The organism is Achromobacter sp. GQ309, from assembly GCF_059759315.1.
The window spans coordinates 1,106,949-1,122,315 of record NZ_JCAXDP010000001.1; the positions used below are offsets into that span (position 1 = coordinate 1,106,949).

14 protein-coding genes are annotated in these 15,367 nt (G+C 65.9%); 8 read left to right on the forward strand and 6 right to left on the reverse strand.

Annotated features, from left to right (window positions below; genetic code table 11):
- Window positions 1–14: 14 nt before the first annotated feature.
- Window positions 15–1,025 (forward strand): Bug family tripartite tricarboxylate transporter substrate binding protein, encoded by a 1,011-nt coding sequence (locus tag AC6CIE_RS05135; RefSeq protein ID WP_218344032.1) that lies wholly within the window; start codon window positions 15–17, stop codon window positions 1,023–1,025.
- A gap of 27 nt (window positions 1,026–1,052) precedes the next feature.
- Here AC6CIE_RS05135 and AC6CIE_RS05140 read toward each other — a convergent pair whose 3' ends face one another.
- The 3 genes from AC6CIE_RS05140 to AC6CIE_RS05150 are packed head-to-tail and all read right to left on the reverse strand — an operon-like array spanning window position 1,053 to window position 3,919.
- Window positions 1,053–2,960 (reverse strand): amidohydrolase, encoded by a 1,908-nt coding sequence (locus AC6CIE_RS05140; protein ID WP_498091470.1) that lies wholly within the window; start codon window positions 2,958–2,960, stop codon window positions 1,053–1,055.
- Window positions 2,953–3,252, reverse strand: a complete 300-nt coding sequence (locus AC6CIE_RS05145) for a XapX domain-containing protein (RefSeq protein WP_056561574.1) — start codon at window positions 3,250–3,252, stop codon at window positions 2,953–2,955. The genes AC6CIE_RS05140 and AC6CIE_RS05145 overlap by 8 nt, the downstream gene beginning before the upstream one ends.
- Window positions 3,253–3,265: 13 nt before the next feature.
- Window positions 3,266–3,919, reverse strand: a complete 654-nt coding sequence (locus AC6CIE_RS05150; protein ID WP_175136389.1) for a hydrolase — start codon at window positions 3,917–3,919, stop codon at window positions 3,266–3,268.
- Between the two features lie 251 nt (window positions 3,920–4,170).
- Between AC6CIE_RS05150 and AC6CIE_RS05155 the strand changes: the two genes are divergently transcribed.
- A complete protein-coding gene (locus tag AC6CIE_RS05155; protein ID WP_498091472.1) occupies window positions 4,171–5,376 on the forward strand; it encodes an alpha/beta hydrolase family protein in 1,206 nt (401 codons plus the stop codon).
- A 78-nt stretch (window positions 5,377–5,454) separates the two neighbouring features.
- A complete protein-coding gene (locus AC6CIE_RS05160; protein ID WP_498091474.1) occupies window positions 5,455–7,368 on the forward strand; it encodes a B12-binding domain-containing radical SAM protein in 1,914 nt (637 codons plus the stop codon).
- A 23-nt stretch (window positions 7,369–7,391) separates the two neighbouring features.
- Here the strand turns inward: AC6CIE_RS05160 and AC6CIE_RS05165 are convergent, their stop codons facing one another.
- Entirely contained in the window at window positions 7,392–8,132 is a 741-nt protein-coding gene (locus AC6CIE_RS05165; protein WP_495601533.1) for an SDR family oxidoreductase, read from the reverse strand.
- Between the two features lie 190 nt (window positions 8,133–8,322).
- Window positions 8,323–9,657, reverse strand: coding sequence for an MFS transporter (locus AC6CIE_RS05170; RefSeq protein ID WP_452000548.1), 1,335 nt, complete (start codon window positions 9,655–9,657; stop codon window positions 8,323–8,325).
- Between the two features lie 257 nt (window positions 9,658–9,914).
- Between AC6CIE_RS05170 and AC6CIE_RS05175 the strand changes: the two genes are divergently transcribed.
- Window positions 9,915–10,553, forward strand: a complete 639-nt coding sequence (locus AC6CIE_RS05175; RefSeq protein ID WP_498091476.1) for a DUF2625 family protein — start codon at window positions 9,915–9,917, stop codon at window positions 10,551–10,553.
- A 50-nt stretch (window positions 10,554–10,603) separates the two neighbouring features.
- Here AC6CIE_RS05175 and AC6CIE_RS05180 read toward each other — a convergent pair whose 3' ends face one another.
- Window positions 10,604–11,353: a glucose 1-dehydrogenase gene (locus tag AC6CIE_RS05180; RefSeq protein WP_498091478.1), complete on the reverse strand. Its 750-nt coding sequence runs from the start codon at window positions 11,351–11,353 to the stop codon at window positions 10,604–10,606.
- A gap of 103 nt (window positions 11,354–11,456) precedes the next feature.
- On the opposite strand from AC6CIE_RS05180, the gene AC6CIE_RS05185 reads away from it, so the two are divergent.
- The 4 genes from AC6CIE_RS05185 (at window position 11,457) to AC6CIE_RS05200 (ending at window position 15,358) form a co-directional block, all read left to right on the forward strand.
- Window positions 11,457–12,338, forward strand: coding sequence for a LysR family transcriptional regulator (locus AC6CIE_RS05185; RefSeq protein ID WP_498091480.1), 882 nt, complete (start codon window positions 11,457–11,459; stop codon window positions 12,336–12,338).
- Window positions 12,339–12,536: 198 nt separating this feature from the next.
- Window positions 12,537–14,690: a TonB-dependent receptor gene (locus AC6CIE_RS05190; RefSeq protein ID WP_498091482.1), complete on the forward strand. Its 2,154-nt coding sequence runs from the start codon at window positions 12,537–12,539 to the stop codon at window positions 14,688–14,690.
- An 88-nt stretch (window positions 14,691–14,778) separates the two neighbouring features.
- The gene (locus tag AC6CIE_RS05195; RefSeq protein WP_175183559.1) at window positions 14,779–15,081 is read left to right on the forward strand and encodes a hypothetical protein; all 303 of its coding nucleotides are present in this window, start codon (window positions 14,779–14,781) and stop codon (window positions 15,079–15,081) included.
- Window positions 15,068–15,358 (forward strand): hypothetical protein, encoded by a 291-nt coding sequence (locus AC6CIE_RS05200; protein WP_498091484.1) that lies wholly within the window; start codon window positions 15,068–15,070, stop codon window positions 15,356–15,358. Before AC6CIE_RS05195 ends, AC6CIE_RS05200 begins: the two co-directional genes overlap by 14 nt.
- Window positions 15,359–15,367: the final 9 nt, after the last annotated feature.

Consider the following 15,367-nt stretch of genomic DNA (forward strand, 5'->3'; position numbering starts at 1 on the left):
ATCGGGAGACAACCATGATCTGTACGCATGCCGCGCGCAAGCGCGTCAACATCGTCGCTGCAGCCTTCATCGCAGCTGCCGCATTCGCCGTCCCCAGTCTTGCCTCCGCGCAGGCCGCCGACAGCTATCCCAGCAAACCCATCCGCCTGATCATTCCTTACCCGCCGGGAGGCGCAACCGACGTTATCGGACGCATTGTGGGCCAGCGCCTGAGCGATGAGATCGGCGGCCAGGTTGTGATCGAGAACCGGGGCGGCGCTGGCGGAAACATCGGCGCTGCCGAGGTGGCCCGGGCTCAGCCCGACGGCTATACGCTCCTGATGGGCGCGCTGACCTCGCACTCGGTCATGGCGACCCTGGAGAAGGACACGATCCCATACGACCTGCGCAAGGACTTCGCGCCCGCTGGCGTGGTGGGCTTCGTGCCGCTGGTGGCCGTGGTCAATCCCAAGCTGCCGATCAAATCGCTGTCCGAACTGGTGACCTACGCCAAGGCGAATCCGGGAAAGCTCAACTTCGCCTCGTCGGGCGCCGGCGCGCCGCAGCGCATGGCAATGGAGCTGTTCAAGCAGATCGCGGGGGTCAACATCGTGCACGTGGCCTATCGCGGCAGCGGTCCGGCCATGACCGATCTGGTCGGGGGACAGGTCGAGACGATGACCGAGACGGTTCCTGCTGCAATCTCGTTCATCAAATCAGGCCAGTTGCGTCCGTTGGCCGTCCTTACGCCGCAGCGCGTTTCGATGCTGCCGGATATTCCCACTGCCGAGGAGCAAGGGTTCAGCGGCTTCAACGTCAGTTCGCTCTTTGGCGTGATGGCGCCGGCGGGCACGCCGGCTCCTATCGTGGCCAAGATCAATAAGGCGCTGACCACGGCGCTGGCCAAGGACGATGCCAAGGCCCAACTGCTGCAGCAGGGCGTTTACGCTGACGCGCTGGATGTGGAAGCGTCGAAGGCCCGGCTGAACGCCGAGATCGAGCAGTGGGCAAAGGTCATTCGCGAGGGGGGCATCACCGTCAACTGACGGGAAGCCCCGGCCCGTAATGCATCCTCAGACGGCCCAGCAGGCGCAGCCCAGCGCGCCCCAGAAACCCTTCAGGTCGGAAACGGGCAGCTTGCTGGCCCAGGCCCCGGCGTGCTGGTGGCCATGGACATTGCAGTCGTTGGCGCACGCGCAGGCAGCGGCCGCCTCGCGCAGGGTGGCCTGCAAAGGCTTGCCCTCGCTGTCGCCCCAGGCGCCGTAGCCGCCGAACAGGCGGGTGGGCGACCAGTCGGGCATGGCGGGCGGCGGGGCGGCCTCGTCGTATTCGGCGAAGTCGCCTGCGCCCCAGACCACCTTGCCGCCCACGACGGTCAGCAGGCTGCTGGTGTCGGCGATGTCGGATTCGGGGCACGAGAAGAAGTCGCGATCAGGCACGATCAGGTCGGCAAGCTGGCCGACGGCGATACGGCCCTTTTTGCCCTGTTCGTTCGAGAACCAGGTGACGTTCTCGGTCCACATGCGCAGGGCGGCGTCGCGGTCCAGGCAATTGCGCTGCGGGGTCAGCCGCAGGCCGCCCACCGTCTTGCCCGTGATGAGCCACGACAGCGACACCCACGGGTTGTATGAGGCGACGCGGGTGGCATCGGTGCCCGCCGACACGTTGACGCCTTTTTCAAGCATGCGCTTGACGGGCGGCGTGGCCTCGGCGGCACCGGCGCCGTAGCGCTCGACAAAGTATTCGCCCTGGTAGGCCATGCGATGCTGCACGGCCACACCGCCGCCGAGCGCGGCGATGCGGTCGATGGAACGCTCGGAAATCGTCTCGGCGTGGTCGAAGAACCAGTTCAGCCCGGCCAGCGGAACGTCCTTGTTCACGCGTTCGAACACGTCGAGCGAGCGCGAGATGGTCTCGTCATAGGTGGCGTGCATGCGCCAGGGCCAGCGGTTCTGCGCCAGGATGCGCACGACTTCCTCGAGATCGCCTTCCATTTCGGGACCCATCTCGGGGCGCGGTTGGCGGAAATCTTCGAAGTCTGCCGCCGAAAGCACCAGCATCTCGCCCGCGCCGTTGTGGCGGAAGTAATCGGTGCCTTGCTTGTACTGGGAGGTGGCCGTCCAGTTCAGGAAGTCTTCCTTTTCCTGCTTGGGTTTCTGGGTGAAAAGGTTGTAGGCCAGGCGGATCGTCAGTTGACCGGCGTCGGCCAGTTGCTGAATGACCTGATAGTCCTCGGGGTAGTTCTGGTTGCCACCGCCCGCATCGATGGCGCCCGTGACGCCCAGGCGGTTCAGGTCGCGCATGAAGTGGCGCGTGGAATTGACCTGGTATTCGAAGGGCAGCTTGGGCCCCTTGGCCAGCGTGGCGTACAGGATCGATGCGTTGGGCTTGGCAAGCAGCAGCCCGGTTGGGTTGCCGGCCGAATCCCGGACGATTTCGCCGCCGGGAGGCGCGGGCGTGTTCTTGTCGTAGCCAACCGCGCGCAGGGCGGCGGCGTTAAGCAGGGCGCGGTCGTACAGGTGCAGGATGAACACGGGCGTATCGGGCGCCACCGCGTTCAGTTCCTCGATGGTGGGCAGGCGTTTTTCAGCGAACTGGTGTTCGGTGAAGCCGCCGACCACGCGCACCCATTGCGGAGCGGGCGTGATGGCGACCTGGCGGCGCAGCATGGCCATGGCGTCGGCCAGGCTGGTCACGCCGTCCCAGCGCAGTTCCATGTTGTAGTTCAGGCCGCCGCGGATGATGTGCAGGTGATTGTCGATCAGGCCGGGCAGCACGCCGCGTCCGTTCAGCGCGATGACGCGGGTGGCCGGGCCGGCCAGGGGCAGAATGTCGCTGGCGGCGCCCACACGCGTGAAACGGCCATCCTTGATGGCGACCGCGTCGGCGACGGGGTTGGCGGGGTCCAGGGTCGTGAAACGGCCCTGATGCAGGATGAGGTCGGGGGCGCCTTGGCGCGCGGGATCCAGGGTGTCAGCCATTGCGCTTGTCTCCACATGCATCGGCGGGTTGTTGGGCGGTGTCGGCGGACGCCTTGGGGCAGCTGGGCAATTCGCCGAACATATGCGGTTTTACCTGTTCATGGATGAAGGACGTGCGGGTGGGCTCGTCCGCCAGCAGGCGCTTGACCAGCGGGGGAATCTGTTCCCCAGCCAGGATGCCCAGCAGGCCAACCAGCGCGATCACCGGTGGCGCCGGCGATCGCACATTGAAAAGGGCGTAGATGATACCGACCAACAGGCCGAGACCCAAGGAAACGAGGTAGACCTTCATTGGCGCGCTCCTGTCAGCCTTCGTGGGCGTTGAACATGGACTTGGCGTAGATGATGCCCAGGCCATAGGCGCCGCCGAACTTCCGGGCAATGCCGGTCGTCATGTCGTAGGTGTCGATGCGGGCCCAGTCGCGCTGCAATTCCAGCAGGTACTGCAACGCGGTGACCGGCTGGCCGCCTGCCTGAACGATACGCTCAATGGCACGGTTATGCGCTTCGGCGGACACGTCGCCGCAGGCGTCGGTGATCACATAGACTTCAAAGCCCTGATCCAGCGCCGACAGGGCCGGGCCGACAATGCACACGCTGGTCCACAGCCCGGCCAGCACGATGCGCTTCTTGCCGATTTCATTGACCTGCTTGATGACGGCGGCGTCTTCCCAGGTGTTCATGGACGTGCGGTCCAGCAGCGGCCGGCCGGGGAACGGGGCGGTGACTTCCTCGAACATGGGGCCGGAGAAGCTTTTTTCGGCAACCGTCGTCAGGATCGTGGACACGCCGAACCCGGCGGCCGCATGGGCGACCAACGCGGCGTTGCTGCGCAGCGTGACGGCGTCGATGGAATGGGTGGCGAACGCCATCTGCGACTGGAAGTCGATCATGATCAGCGTGTGATCGTGCGGGGACAGCAGCTTGGCGCCGGGGGCGGGGGTCGCAATGACAGGCACGGGTGATTCCTTCGGTGGCCGGGGTGTGGAACTCCGGCAATGTGCCAGCCGCCCGGCGGGACGTATTGAACGATAGTCCGCCGGTTTGAAGATTGTGATCGCGGCGGGCGATCATTTCGGCAAAGACGGTCTGCATAGGCCGAACGCATCGGCGAAACGCATTGCCGAAACGGTGTATCGCCACGGGCGCGTCGCTCGGTTACGCTGCTTCGGTCCCGGCGCGTCGCAACATTTCCTTTTCGGAGAATCCCATGGGCATGGCTTTCCAGAACGACCTGCACGACGACTTCGGCATGCGGCCGGCCGCCTACATACCCTATGGCGGTGCCGATCTGGGGGAAATGCTGGCGGTGGGCCGGGCGGTGGGCGACGGGGACGACACCGCATTCTTTGAGGCCTGGATGGCGGCGGGTGATCGGTTGACCGCCGAGGCGCAAGACGCCGAACGCCGCAACCTTGTCGCCAGCGCGCGTGAACTGCACTTGCGAGCCAGCGCCTTCTATTGCACGGCTTACCGGCCGCTATATGGCGCGCCGACAGATGCACGGTTGCTGGCGGCCTTTCGCAAGCAGACCGCGGCTTTCGACCGAGGCCTCGCGCTGTCTGCGCATCCCGTCATGCCCGCGTGCATCCCGCTGGTCGGCGCGAATATGCCGGCATATCTGATTCCGGCTGTCGGCCACCACACTGACGTCAGGCCGCTCGTCATCTTCACCAACGGTTATGACGCCACGGTGACGGATATGTATTTTGCAAGCGCCGTGGCCGCGTCGCGCCGGGGTTATCACGCCCTGGTGTTTGACGGGCCAGGGCAGGGCGGCATGCTGTACGAACAGGGCGTGACAATGCGGCCCGATTGGGAGACGGTGGTGGGCGCCGTGGTGGACTACGCGATCACGCTGCCTATCGTGGACCCCAAACGCATCGCACTCAGCGGCTGGAGCCTGGGCGGCCACCTGGCGCCACGCGCGGCGTCCGGCGAACCCCGGCTGGCGGCCTGCATTGCGGACCCGGGCCAACGTAGCCTCGCGGGCTCGTTCCGGCCGTTGGCCGTCAAGCTGGGCGCCAGCCCGGAAAGCGCGCAGAACCTGGGTGAGGTGGACCAACCCGTGATGGACCGCCTCTGGCAGTTCGTCACGGCCAGCCCCGTGCTGACGTGGAAGGTGGTGCAGCGCGGCTTCTGGGTGCACGGCGTGGACAATCTGCGTGACTACCTGCGAGCAATCGAGCCGTTCACCCTGGAGGGCCGGGTCGACCAGATTACGTGCCCGACGCTCATGACGCTGGCCGAAAACGACCCGTTGGCGGCTGGCACGCGGCAGTTCTTCGACGAGTTGCGCTGCCCCAAGACGCTGCTGCGCTTCACCGCGCAAGAGGGCGCGGGGGATCACTGCGAATCCGCGAACCGCTCGCTCTTGAACCGCCGCGTGCTGGACTGGCTGGACGGCGTGCTGTAGGCGGACCGGGCCGCGCCCGCCGCGCTGCCTATAATTGCACCGATCCCCGCTTTTTAGACGGCAGTCCTGCCGTGCCTCATGTCGACCTTGCCTTTGCGCGTGCTGTCGGTGATTCCACCGATGACGCAGCTGAATACCCCGTACCCGTCCACCGCCTACCTGACCGGCTTCCTGCGTTCGCGCGAGATCACCGCGTTTCAGGAGGATCTGGCGCTTGCCCTGGTGCTGCGCCTGTTGTCGGCCGACGGCCTGCGCGCCGTGGCGCAGCGTATCGACGCGCTGCCCCTTGAAAAACACACGCAACCGATCCAGGCCTTCGTCGCCATGCAGTCGCGCTATCTGGCTACCATTGGGCCGGTGATCGGCTTTCTGCAAGGCCGCGATCCCACGCTGGCGCACCGCATTGCCGGGCGCAACTATCTGCCGGAAGGCCCACGCTTCAGCTCGCTGGACGTCTATCTGGACGAGGATGGCGGCGATCCGCTGGCGTGGGCGTTTGGCGCGCTGGGCCTGCAGGACCGGGCCAAGCATTTGGCCACGCTGTATTTGAACGACCTGGCCGATGTGCTGCGTGACGCCATCGACCCGCGCTTTGAATTCGTGCGCTATGCCGAATCGCTTGCGGGCAGCCAGCCCACGTTCGACCCGCTGGCAGAGGCGCTGGCTGCCCCGATGAACCTGGTGGACGAGACGCTGCGCGAACTGACGGATGCGGCGCTGGCGCGTCACAAGCCGACGATGGTTCTGCTGTCGGTGCCGTTTCCGGGGGCGGTGTATGCAGCCTTTCGCATCGCGCAGGCCATCAAGGCGCAGGACCCTACCATCGTCACCGTGCTGGGCGGCGGCTTCGTCAACACCGAGCTGCGCGAATTGAAAGACCCGCGCGTGTTCGATTACTTCGACTTCGTCACGCTGGACGCCGGCGAGCGTCCCTTGCTGGCGCTGCTGGAGCACGTGCAGGGCAAGCGGTCGCGCCAGCGCCTGGTGCGCACGTTTGTGCGCGATGCGGACAGCGGCGCGGTGCGGTACGTCAACCTGGTTGAACCGGACGTCGCGTTCGCCGAAGTGGGCACGCCCACGTGGGACGGCCTGCCGCTGGATCGCTACCTGTCGCTGCTGGACATGCTGAACCCGATGAACCGCCTCTGGAGCGACGGCCGCTGGAACAAGCTGACCGTCGCCCACGGCTGTTACTGGAAGAAGTGCAGTTTTTGCGACGTGGGGCTGGACTATATCGGCCGTTACGAGGGCGCATCCGCATCCGTGCTGGCCGATCGCATTCAGACCATCGTGGCCGAGACCGGGCAGACCGGCTTTCATTTCGTGGACGAAGCGGCGCCGCCCAAGGCGTTGAAGGCGCTGGCAGCCGAGCTGATCGAGCGCAACGCCGGCATTTCGTGGTGGGGCAACATCCGCTTCGAAAAGACCTTCAGCCCGGAACTGTGCGAACTGCTGGCCGACAGCGGCTGCATTGCGGTGTCCGGTGGCCTGGAGGTTGCGTCGGACCGGCTGCTGAACCTGATGAAAAAGGGCGTGTCGATCGACCAGGTGGCGCGCGTGACGCGAGCCTTCAGCGATGCCGGTGTGCTGGTGCACGCCTATCTGATGTACGGCTTTCCCACGCAGACCGTGCAGGACACCGTGGATGCGCTGGAATATGTTCGCCAGCTGTTCGAAAACGACTGCATCCAGAGCGGGTTCTTTCACCGCTTCGCCTGTACGGTGCATTCACCCGTCGGCCTGAATCCGGACGAATACGGCATCACGCTCAAGCCCTTGCCCGACGTCACGTTCGCCAAGAACGACGTGGGCTTTCACGACCCCACGGGCGTGGATCACGACGCGCTGGGCAAGGGCTTGAAGAAGGCCATCTACAACTTCATGCACGGCATCGGCCTGGAAGAGGACGTGCGCAGCTGGTTCCCGTTCAAGGTGCCGCGCACGACGGTGGCGCGCAATCGCATCGCGCGCGCGCTGAGCCAACGGGGGTAGCCGGTCCAGCGCGGTTCGTGCTGCTACAGCACGAAGCCGCCATCCGCAGTCAGGCTGGCGCCCGTGATGTAGCCGGCATCGGCCCCCGCCAGGAATGCCGCCAGCCCTGCGATTTCAGTCGATTTGCCCATGCGCCCCAGCGGAATGCGGGGAATGAGCTGCGCCGTCCATTCCGCCGTCAGGTCCGTCTGGATGGGACCCGGCTGGATGTTGTTGACCGTGATGCGGCGTGGTGCAAGGTCCAGCGCCGCGCCGCTGACCATCGCGGCGACGGCGGCCTTGGTCATGGCGTAGACGCTGCTGCCGGGCGAGCCGGTCCGGATGGCGGTGTTGCTGCCGATGGTGATGATCCGTCCGCCGTCGCGCATGTTGGCGGCCGACGCCTGGATGGCCAAAAACACGCCGCGCACGTTCACTGCCAGCATCTGGTCCAGCTCGTCGAGCGGGACTGCGCCGATCGGATTGGCGCGGTAGATGCCGGCGTTGACGACAGCGACACTCAGCGGCCCGAACTGTTGCACGGCGGTGTCCACTGCGCATGCGATGGCTTGCGGGTCGGCGCTGTCGGCTTCAATGGCCAGCGCGCGACCGCCGCTGGCCTCGATGGACGCGACGACCGCGTTGGCGCTGTCCGCGCGGCTGGCGTACGTTAGCGCCACTGCATAGCCGGCTTCCGCCAGCCTCGCGGCAATGGCGGCGCCGATGCCGCGGGAGCCGCCAAATACAAGCGCGGCGGGGGATTCAAGCGTTGGGATTTGTTCCATGATGTGCACCGTTTTCAGTAGGTGCTTGCATCATCCCGCTGAACCCGCGCCCGTGCATCACCGGATTCAAGTCGCAGTGTGTGCGGCAGGAATCACGAATACATGCCGGTACGATTCCCCCTGCTTGCGCGCGTTCCGGCCCACCGTGCTGGCGCAAAAACGTGCGGAATCTGCGGCTTGATGCCGCCCCTCAGGCCGTCGGCGGCGCGTCCGGCACGGTGCTCAGCACCGGCTCGGCGGCCTCGGCGCCGTGTACCGCGTTGGTCAGATCCTCGGTCATTTCGTGGTCGAGCGCGCCCTGGATCAGGTCATCGGTCACGCGCAGCTCCACCCCCACCGGCGACATCTGCGCGGCGGCCGCAAAGGGCGCCACGGGGGCGGGCGCGGGACGCTCGTTGCGGCGCCAGACAAAGAACGTGACCAACCCCAGGTTCAACAGCGCAAAACACCAGAACAGGCCCGCTTCGCCAAACTTCGCCATCACCGGCGAAATCGCCAGCGGACTGAGCGCCGATCCCAGCGAGTTGATCAGCAGCAGCCCCTGGATCATACGCACCAGCGCGTCGGCCGGCGCGCGGTCGGCCGCGTGGCTGACGGCGACCGGGTAGATCGCAAAGACGCCGCCGCCCAGCAGGAACAGCAGCGGCATCAAGAAGGACGAGCCCGGCGGCAGCATCAGGATCAGCAGGCTGAGCACGGCGCAGAAGACGGCCAGCGCGATCAGCACCACCTGCCGGTCTCGCAGATCCGACCAGCGTCCTACCGGGTATTGCAGCACCATGGCGCCCAGAATCACCGCGCCCATCATCTTGCCGACCTCGGCAACGTCCAGGCCGATGCGCTGCAGATATAGCGGCAGCAGTGTGTAGACCGCGGCAATGGCCACGCCCGAGCCAAAGCAACCCATCACGCCGGTGGGCGTCATGCGCGCCAGATGCTGCGGCAACAGCGGCTCGACACGTTCCACCAGCGGCGACACGCGCGGAATGATCACCATCGGCAGCACGGACAGTGACGCCAGCAGGCCGGCCACCATGAACGGCGCCATGTCGCCCAGCCGCGTGATCGCGCCCAGCTCCAGCTGGCCCAGCATGCCCGAACCATACAGCGCGATCATGTACAGCGCCAGCAGTCGGCCGCGCATCTTGGCATCGCCCGCCAGCAGCAGCCAGCTCTCGACCACCAGAAAGACGCCGACGCTTGCCCAGCCGTTGATCAGGCGCAGCACGAACCACGCCTCGCGATTGAAGATCAGGCCCTGCAGCAGCACCGTCACGGCGATCAGGGACGCAAAGCTGCTGTAGGCGCGGATATGGCCGATGCGCAGGATCAGGCGGTCATTGAAGATCGCGCCCAGGGTCAGCCCGATGAAGTACGACGACGAAATGATGCCGACCACCGTGGCCGATTCGCCGGCGGCGTCCAACTGCAGGGTCGTGAGGGAAGAGATGAAAGCGTTGCCGATGCAGACAACGAACAAGCCAAGTAGGGGCCCGAGCACCAGGCCCAACAACTGCCGAGACATGAAATCCTCGATTTCCAGAACAGCAAAAGCATCCGGTGCGACCGGACAAACGATCAATGGGGTTTGGGGGAATGCGTCATGGTTCGCCTGGCTTGGGAGGGCAATGCCATGCGCTTGGGCGCGGGCCGGGTGCGCGGGGCACGCTCGGCGGGAATCCGGCGCGGATTGTAGCGCTGATTGGCGGGTGGTCTGGCGGGCCCCCTGGGCGCTTGCGGCTGGCTTGCCAGATCGGGCTGAACCGGTCAGCATCGCGCCCCATGCGACCTTTGAACGAACTCATCAACGAAACCGAGCCGGCCTTGCCGCTCGTCCATGATTGGATTGCCGGTGCGGCTATTCAGTGTGAAATCCTGCCGCCTTCGCCACGCAACGACGATGTCCTGCTTGCGTTGCAAGTGACGACCCGGTCCCCGATGGGAGCCATCGCGCACGGCACGGGCGGCCTGCTGCTTGATGGCGGCTGGCTTCGCGTGCTGGGCAGCGGGCATCCGCGCCTACCGCGCGACCTGGCCGGCTGGAACGCGGGGCGGGCGGATGGCTTCCTGCTTGTGGCGGACGACGCAGCGGGCGGCTTCTTTGCGCTGAACGGCGGGGCGCTGGGCGATGATCCGGGCATGCTCTATTACCGCGCGCCCGACAACCTGCAATGGGAGGCGCTGGAGCTGGGCTACTCCGATTTCCTGCAAGCCATGCTGGCCGGACGAATCGAGGACTTCTATGCCGCGTTGCGCTGGCCCGAATGGCAAGCCGAAGTGAAGGCGTTGGGCCCGGATCAGTGCTTTTCGTTCTATCCGTTCCTGTGGACCCAGGAAGGCTCGCCGGCGGCCAGTTCGCGCAAGGCGGTCGATATCGCCGAACACTACGCCCTGACATTGGGCGTTGACGCTAGGCATTGAGGTTGGACATTGACCCGGCCGGCTGACAGCCCGCCCGGCGCGTCGGCGCCCTACGTCAGCGCCATGCCCCCGTCCAGCCGCAGGTTGACGCCCGTGACAAAGCTGCTCTCGTCACTGGCCAGATACAGCGCGGCACGCGCCAGTTCGTCGGGGCGGCCCATCCGGCCCAGCGGAATGGCGGCAGCCATGGCGTCGTCCAGCCCCGCGCGCTGATCAGCGGGCAGTCCCAGCTTTTCCAGGATGGGCGTATCCACCGGGCCGGGGCTGATGACGTTGACGCGGATGCGCCGCGCCTTCAGTTCCAGCGCCCAACTGCGGGCCATGGCTTCGATGGCGGCCTTGCTTGCTGCATAGACGGCATGGCCTTCCAGCACCTTGGCGCTGGCAATCGAGCTGACCAGGATGATGGACGCGCCGTCGTTCAGTACGGGCAGGGCTTTGGTCACGCCAAAAAACACCCCGCGCGTGTTGATGGCGAACTGACGGTCGTAGTGTTCGACGGACACCTGCGCCGACGGCTCCAGAATGGCGACGCCGGCGTTGGCCAGGTAGATGTCCAGGCAGCCGAAGCGTTGCCGGACGTCGGCGACCACGCGCTCGTGCGTGTCCAGATCGGCCACGTCCCCCGTGATACCCAGCGCGTCATGGCCGATGGCGCGCACGGCTGCGTCCACCGCGTCCTGCCGGCGGCCCAGGATGACGACCTGCGCGCCGGCCTGGGCGAAGGCGAGCGCGGAAGCGAGCCCGATGCCGCTATTGCCCCCGGTGATGAGGGCGACTTTTCCCTGAAGTCGGGTCATGGCTTTTCCAGAAAGATGAAGGAAAGCCCACTCTATCTATTCCAAAGGGCGTTAAATAGGGGGTTCTTGTACAAGCACCTATTCCGCAAGGTCATCAATGGACATGCCGCCTGACGTTTCCGCGCTGGTTGCCTTTGCCACTGCCGTCGAGGCCGGCTCCTTCAGCAGCGCCGGCCGGATCCTGGGCACGTCGCCTTCTGCCGTGTCCAAAGCCATCGCGAGGCTGGAGCGGCGTTTCGGCATCCGGCTGTTCCAGCGGTCTACGCGAGTGCTGTCGCTCACACCCGAGGGGGCGGCCTACTACGAGCGCGTGTCGCCGCTGCTGCGAGCGCTGGGTGATGCCAGCGAGGTGATGCAGCCTGCAGCGACCGCGCAAGGGCGTCTGCGGATCACGGCGCCCGGCGACCTGGGGCGCTTGCTGATGACGCCCATCGTCAACCGCTTCCTGCCCGCGCACCCGGACTTAAAGCTGGAAATGAGCCTTGCCGACCGCCATGTGGATCTGATCCGCGAAGGATTCGACCTTGCGATCCGCGCGGGCCGTGTCGCGGATTCGGAACTGAACGCGCGGCAACTGGCGCAACTGCCACTGACGCTGGTGGCGTCGCCTGCGTATCTGAAGCGGTGTGGCACTCCGCGCAGCATCGGTGACCTGCCGCGCCACGCGCACGTGCGATATCTGCTGGCCGGAAGACCTTTTCCCATCACGTTCGCATCGGGGGAGGTGGTGCGCCCGGAGGGCGTGTTCGACACCGACGACGGCACGGCGCTGCGCGCGGCCGCGTTGGGCGGCCTGGGCATTATCCAGATCCTGCGGCTGGCGGTCGCCGACGACCTTGCGGCCGGGCGGCTCACCGAGGTGCTGCCCGAGGCGCAATTGCCCCGCGTGCCGGTGTCCGTGCTGCACGCTTTCGGCCGCCACGCGCCCATGCGGGCGCGGCTGTTCATCGAATTCATGGCGGATCAGCTGCAGTCGCTTGCGTAGCGTCATCCGCGCGAGCGCAGGACGTGTGGCGGAATTAAAACAGGTCCACATCGAATCGTTTGCGCGAGCGCAAATTCTTCGCGCGCGCCGGGTTGACCACTGCCGTGTTAACGATATTTTTCGTAAGATAAGCGCCTATCATTCTCATTTGCATTGAACTTGAGGGCGTGGAAAGTGTCTGAGGAAAAATTGTTTTTGATGGATTCGCGGGTAGCGCGAATCGCCCCTGGCGTGGCGCTCACCCTGATGTTGCCGTTGCACGCGGCGTACGCGCAGGACGCGCAGCAGGCGACCACGTTGCAGCCGGTCACCGTGACGGCGGGCGCCTTGGGCGACGGGGACCTGCCGCCGGTCTATGCCGGGGGGCAGGTCGCAGAAGGCGCGCGGCTCGGTCTGATGGGAAACCAGTCCGTCATGGACACGCCGTTCAACGTCACCAGCTATACGTCCGAACTCATCAAGAACCAGCAGGCGCGCACGCTGGCCGACGTCATGGCGAACGATCCGTCCGTGCGCTTTACGACCTCCAGCGGCCACGCCTACGAAAACTTCCGCATCCGGGGCTTCGACGTCAACCAGAACGATGTGGCGATCAACGGCATGTACGGCCTGGCGCCCATGGGCCGCACGCCCGTGGAATTCGTCGAGCGGGTTGAAGTGCTGAAGGGGCCCAACGCGCTGTTCAGCGGCATGGCGCCCAGCGGCGCGGTGGGCGGAACGGTCAATCTGGTCACCAAGCGTGCGACCGACACGCCCACGGCCACGTTCGGCGTGGACTGGCTGTCCGATGGGCAACTGGGCACCACGATTGACGCGGGCCGGCGCTTTGGGACCCGCAACGAATGGGGCGCGCGCGTCAACGGTTCGTTCAGCGACGGCGCCACCACGCTGGACGGCCAGTCCAGAAAGCGCGAATTCCTATCGGCTGGCCTGGATTACCGCGGCAGCGCGCTGACGGCGTCCATCGACGCCTACCACAGCCAGGAATCATTCACGGGGGGCACGCCGGCCATGTTCTGGTTTGCGAGCCCGGTGGTGCCGGTGGCGCCCGATCCTCGCATCAACCAGTTCAGCACCGCCTACGGCAGCATCCAGAGCAACGCCGTCATGGGTCAGGCCGAGTACCGCTTCAATGAGCACGTGTCGGCGTTCGCGGGCGTGGGCCGGCGTGACAGCGACCAGTCCGGCCTCATCAACGGCACGCATGCCCGGCAGATCCAACCCAACGGCGACTTCACCGGCCAGATCGTAGGCCAGCGCGCCTACACCGACGCCACTACCGCCGAGGGCGGCTTGCGCACGCGCTTCAAGACGGGGAGCGTGGGCCATGAACTCGTGCTGCAGGCGTCCTACCTCAAGCTCGAGGACGGATCGGCCACCGGTCCGGCATCGGTGTTCCGTTCCAACATCTACAACCCCATCACGCCGGTCATGCCGGCACTGCCGGGCAGCCCGCCCAAAACCAGCGAGAACACGCTGACCAGCCTGGCGCTGGTCGACACCATGTCGTTCCTGGACGACAAGCTGCGCGTGACCGGTGGCGTGCGCAACCAGCGCGTGAAGACCAGCAACTTCGACAAGACTGGCAAGACCACGGCGCGCTACGACGAAGACGCCGTGACGCCAGCCGTGGCCGTCGTCGTCAAGCCGTGGGGGCCCGATCTGTCGTTCTACGCGAACTACGTGGAAGGCCTGAGCAAGGGCGACAGCGTCACCGACACCACCGCAACCAACTTTGGCGAAGTCTTTGCTCCCTACAAGACCAAGCAGAAGGAGCTGGGAGTGAAGTGGAACGCCGGCACCTTCACCAATACGCTGGCGCTCTTCGAGATCGACAAGCCGATGCTCGTGACCGAAGGCTCCACCGCCCAGCCCACCTATGCGGACGGTGGCGAAAAGCGCGTGCGCGGCGTCGAGTGGAATACGTTTGGCGAGATCGCGCAGGGCGTGCGCGTGCTGGGTGGCGTCACGTACACGCAGGGCACGCAGGTCAAGACTTCATACGGCCGCTACAACGGCAATACTGCCGTCGGCGCGCCGCGCTGGCAGGTCAACACCGGGGTGGAATGGGATACGCCGTGGGTGCCTGGCCTGACGCTGACCGGGCGCGTCCAGGCGACGTCGCGCCAGTACGCGGATTCGGCCAACAACATCGAGATCCCCGGCTGGGGCCAGGTCGACCTGGGCGCGCGCTATGCGACGAAGGTCAATGGCCGCGACGTGGTGCTGCGCCTGAACGTCAACAACGTGTTCAACAAGTATTACTACGCGGGCATCTTCAGCGACACCACGCCCATTGCGACGTTGGGGCCCGCCCGCAGCGTCATGGCGTCCGCCGCCATCACCTTCTGACAGGTGGCCTGCATGGCGTCCGCCGCGCCCTCGGTTCCAGCGATCGGGGCGTGCGGCGGACCCAGACATCATTCATTCCGGGGTGACCATGCCAGTCCTCATCCTTGCCAGTCTGATTGCCGTGTGCATCGGCTGCTTCTGCATCTATCGCGCATCGCCCAACCAGCAATGGGCAAGCGCCCCGTGGCCCGCCGCGCCCGCCCGCACGGCAGGCATCGCGCTGCTGGCGTTGGGCGGCTGGGGATGCTTGTACGGATTCACCGTGGTCACCGCGGTGTTCGTATTCTGTACGGCGCTGATGCTGTTCTTCTGCCTGATTCCGCATCTGGGCGTATTGCGTCGGATGTACGGCAGAGGCATGCCCGGGGGAGTACGCGATGACGCCCGCTAAGCCCGCGCCCATCCGCCGTGACTGGGTCTCAAAGACCCTGGCCGGCACGTTGTTGGGATTCGCGATCGCCCTGGGCGCCAGCGCGCTGCTGGCCGCCTTGACGTCCACCGTACCGCTTGCGACGCGCTCGCAGCTTGCCATGTGGCTGGTGCCGCCCGTGTGGCTGGGCATCGCGTCCACCGTCTACTTCTTCGGCAGCGGTCTGCGCGCCTGGTGCTGGCTGGGCGGGATCTGCCTGGCGCTGTACGGCGGGCAGTACGCGGCCGGCGCGTTATAAGCAGGAGGA

What these genes read in the sequence shown, in the direction of transcription:
- AC6CIE_RS05135 (WP_218344032.1), top strand. Translation starts at nt 15, where the DNA reads ATGATCTGTACGCATGCCGCGCGCAAGCGCGTCAACATCGTCGCTGCA.
- AC6CIE_RS05140 (WP_498091470.1), bottom strand. Translation starts at nt 2,960, where the DNA reads ATGGCTGACACCCTGGATCCCGCGCGCCAAGGCGCCCCCGACCTCATC.
- AC6CIE_RS05145 (WP_056561574.1), bottom strand. Translation starts at nt 3,252, where the DNA reads ATGAAGGTCTACCTCGTTTCCTTGGGTCTCGGCCTGTTGGTCGGTATC.
- AC6CIE_RS05155 (WP_498091472.1), top strand. Translation starts at nt 4,171, where the DNA reads ATGGGCATGGCTTTCCAGAACGACCTGCACGACGACTTCGGCATGCGG.
- AC6CIE_RS05160 (WP_498091474.1), top strand. Translation starts at nt 5,455, where the DNA reads ATGTCGACCTTGCCTTTGCGCGTGCTGTCGGTGATTCCACCGATGACG.
- AC6CIE_RS05165 (WP_495601533.1), bottom strand. Translation starts at nt 8,132, where the DNA reads ATGGAACAAATCCCAACGCTTGAATCCCCCGCCGCGCTTGTATTTGGC.
- AC6CIE_RS05170 (WP_452000548.1), bottom strand. Translation starts at nt 9,657, where the DNA reads ATGTCTCGGCAGTTGTTGGGCCTGGTGCTCGGGCCCCTACTTGGCTTG.
- AC6CIE_RS05175 (WP_498091476.1), top strand. Translation starts at nt 9,915, where the DNA reads ATGCGACCTTTGAACGAACTCATCAACGAAACCGAGCCGGCCTTGCCG.
- AC6CIE_RS05180 (WP_498091478.1), bottom strand. Translation starts at nt 11,353, where the DNA reads ATGACCCGACTTCAGGGAAAAGTCGCCCTCATCACCGGGGGCAATAGC.
- AC6CIE_RS05185 (WP_498091480.1), top strand. Translation starts at nt 11,457, where the DNA reads ATGCCGCCTGACGTTTCCGCGCTGGTTGCCTTTGCCACTGCCGTCGAG.
- AC6CIE_RS05190 (WP_498091482.1), top strand. Translation starts at nt 12,537, where the DNA reads ATGGATTCGCGGGTAGCGCGAATCGCCCCTGGCGTGGCGCTCACCCTG.
- AC6CIE_RS05195 (WP_175183559.1), top strand. Translation starts at nt 14,779, where the DNA reads ATGCCAGTCCTCATCCTTGCCAGTCTGATTGCCGTGTGCATCGGCTGC.
- AC6CIE_RS05200 (WP_498091484.1), top strand. Translation starts at nt 15,068, where the DNA reads ATGACGCCCGCTAAGCCCGCGCCCATCCGCCGTGACTGGGTCTCAAAG.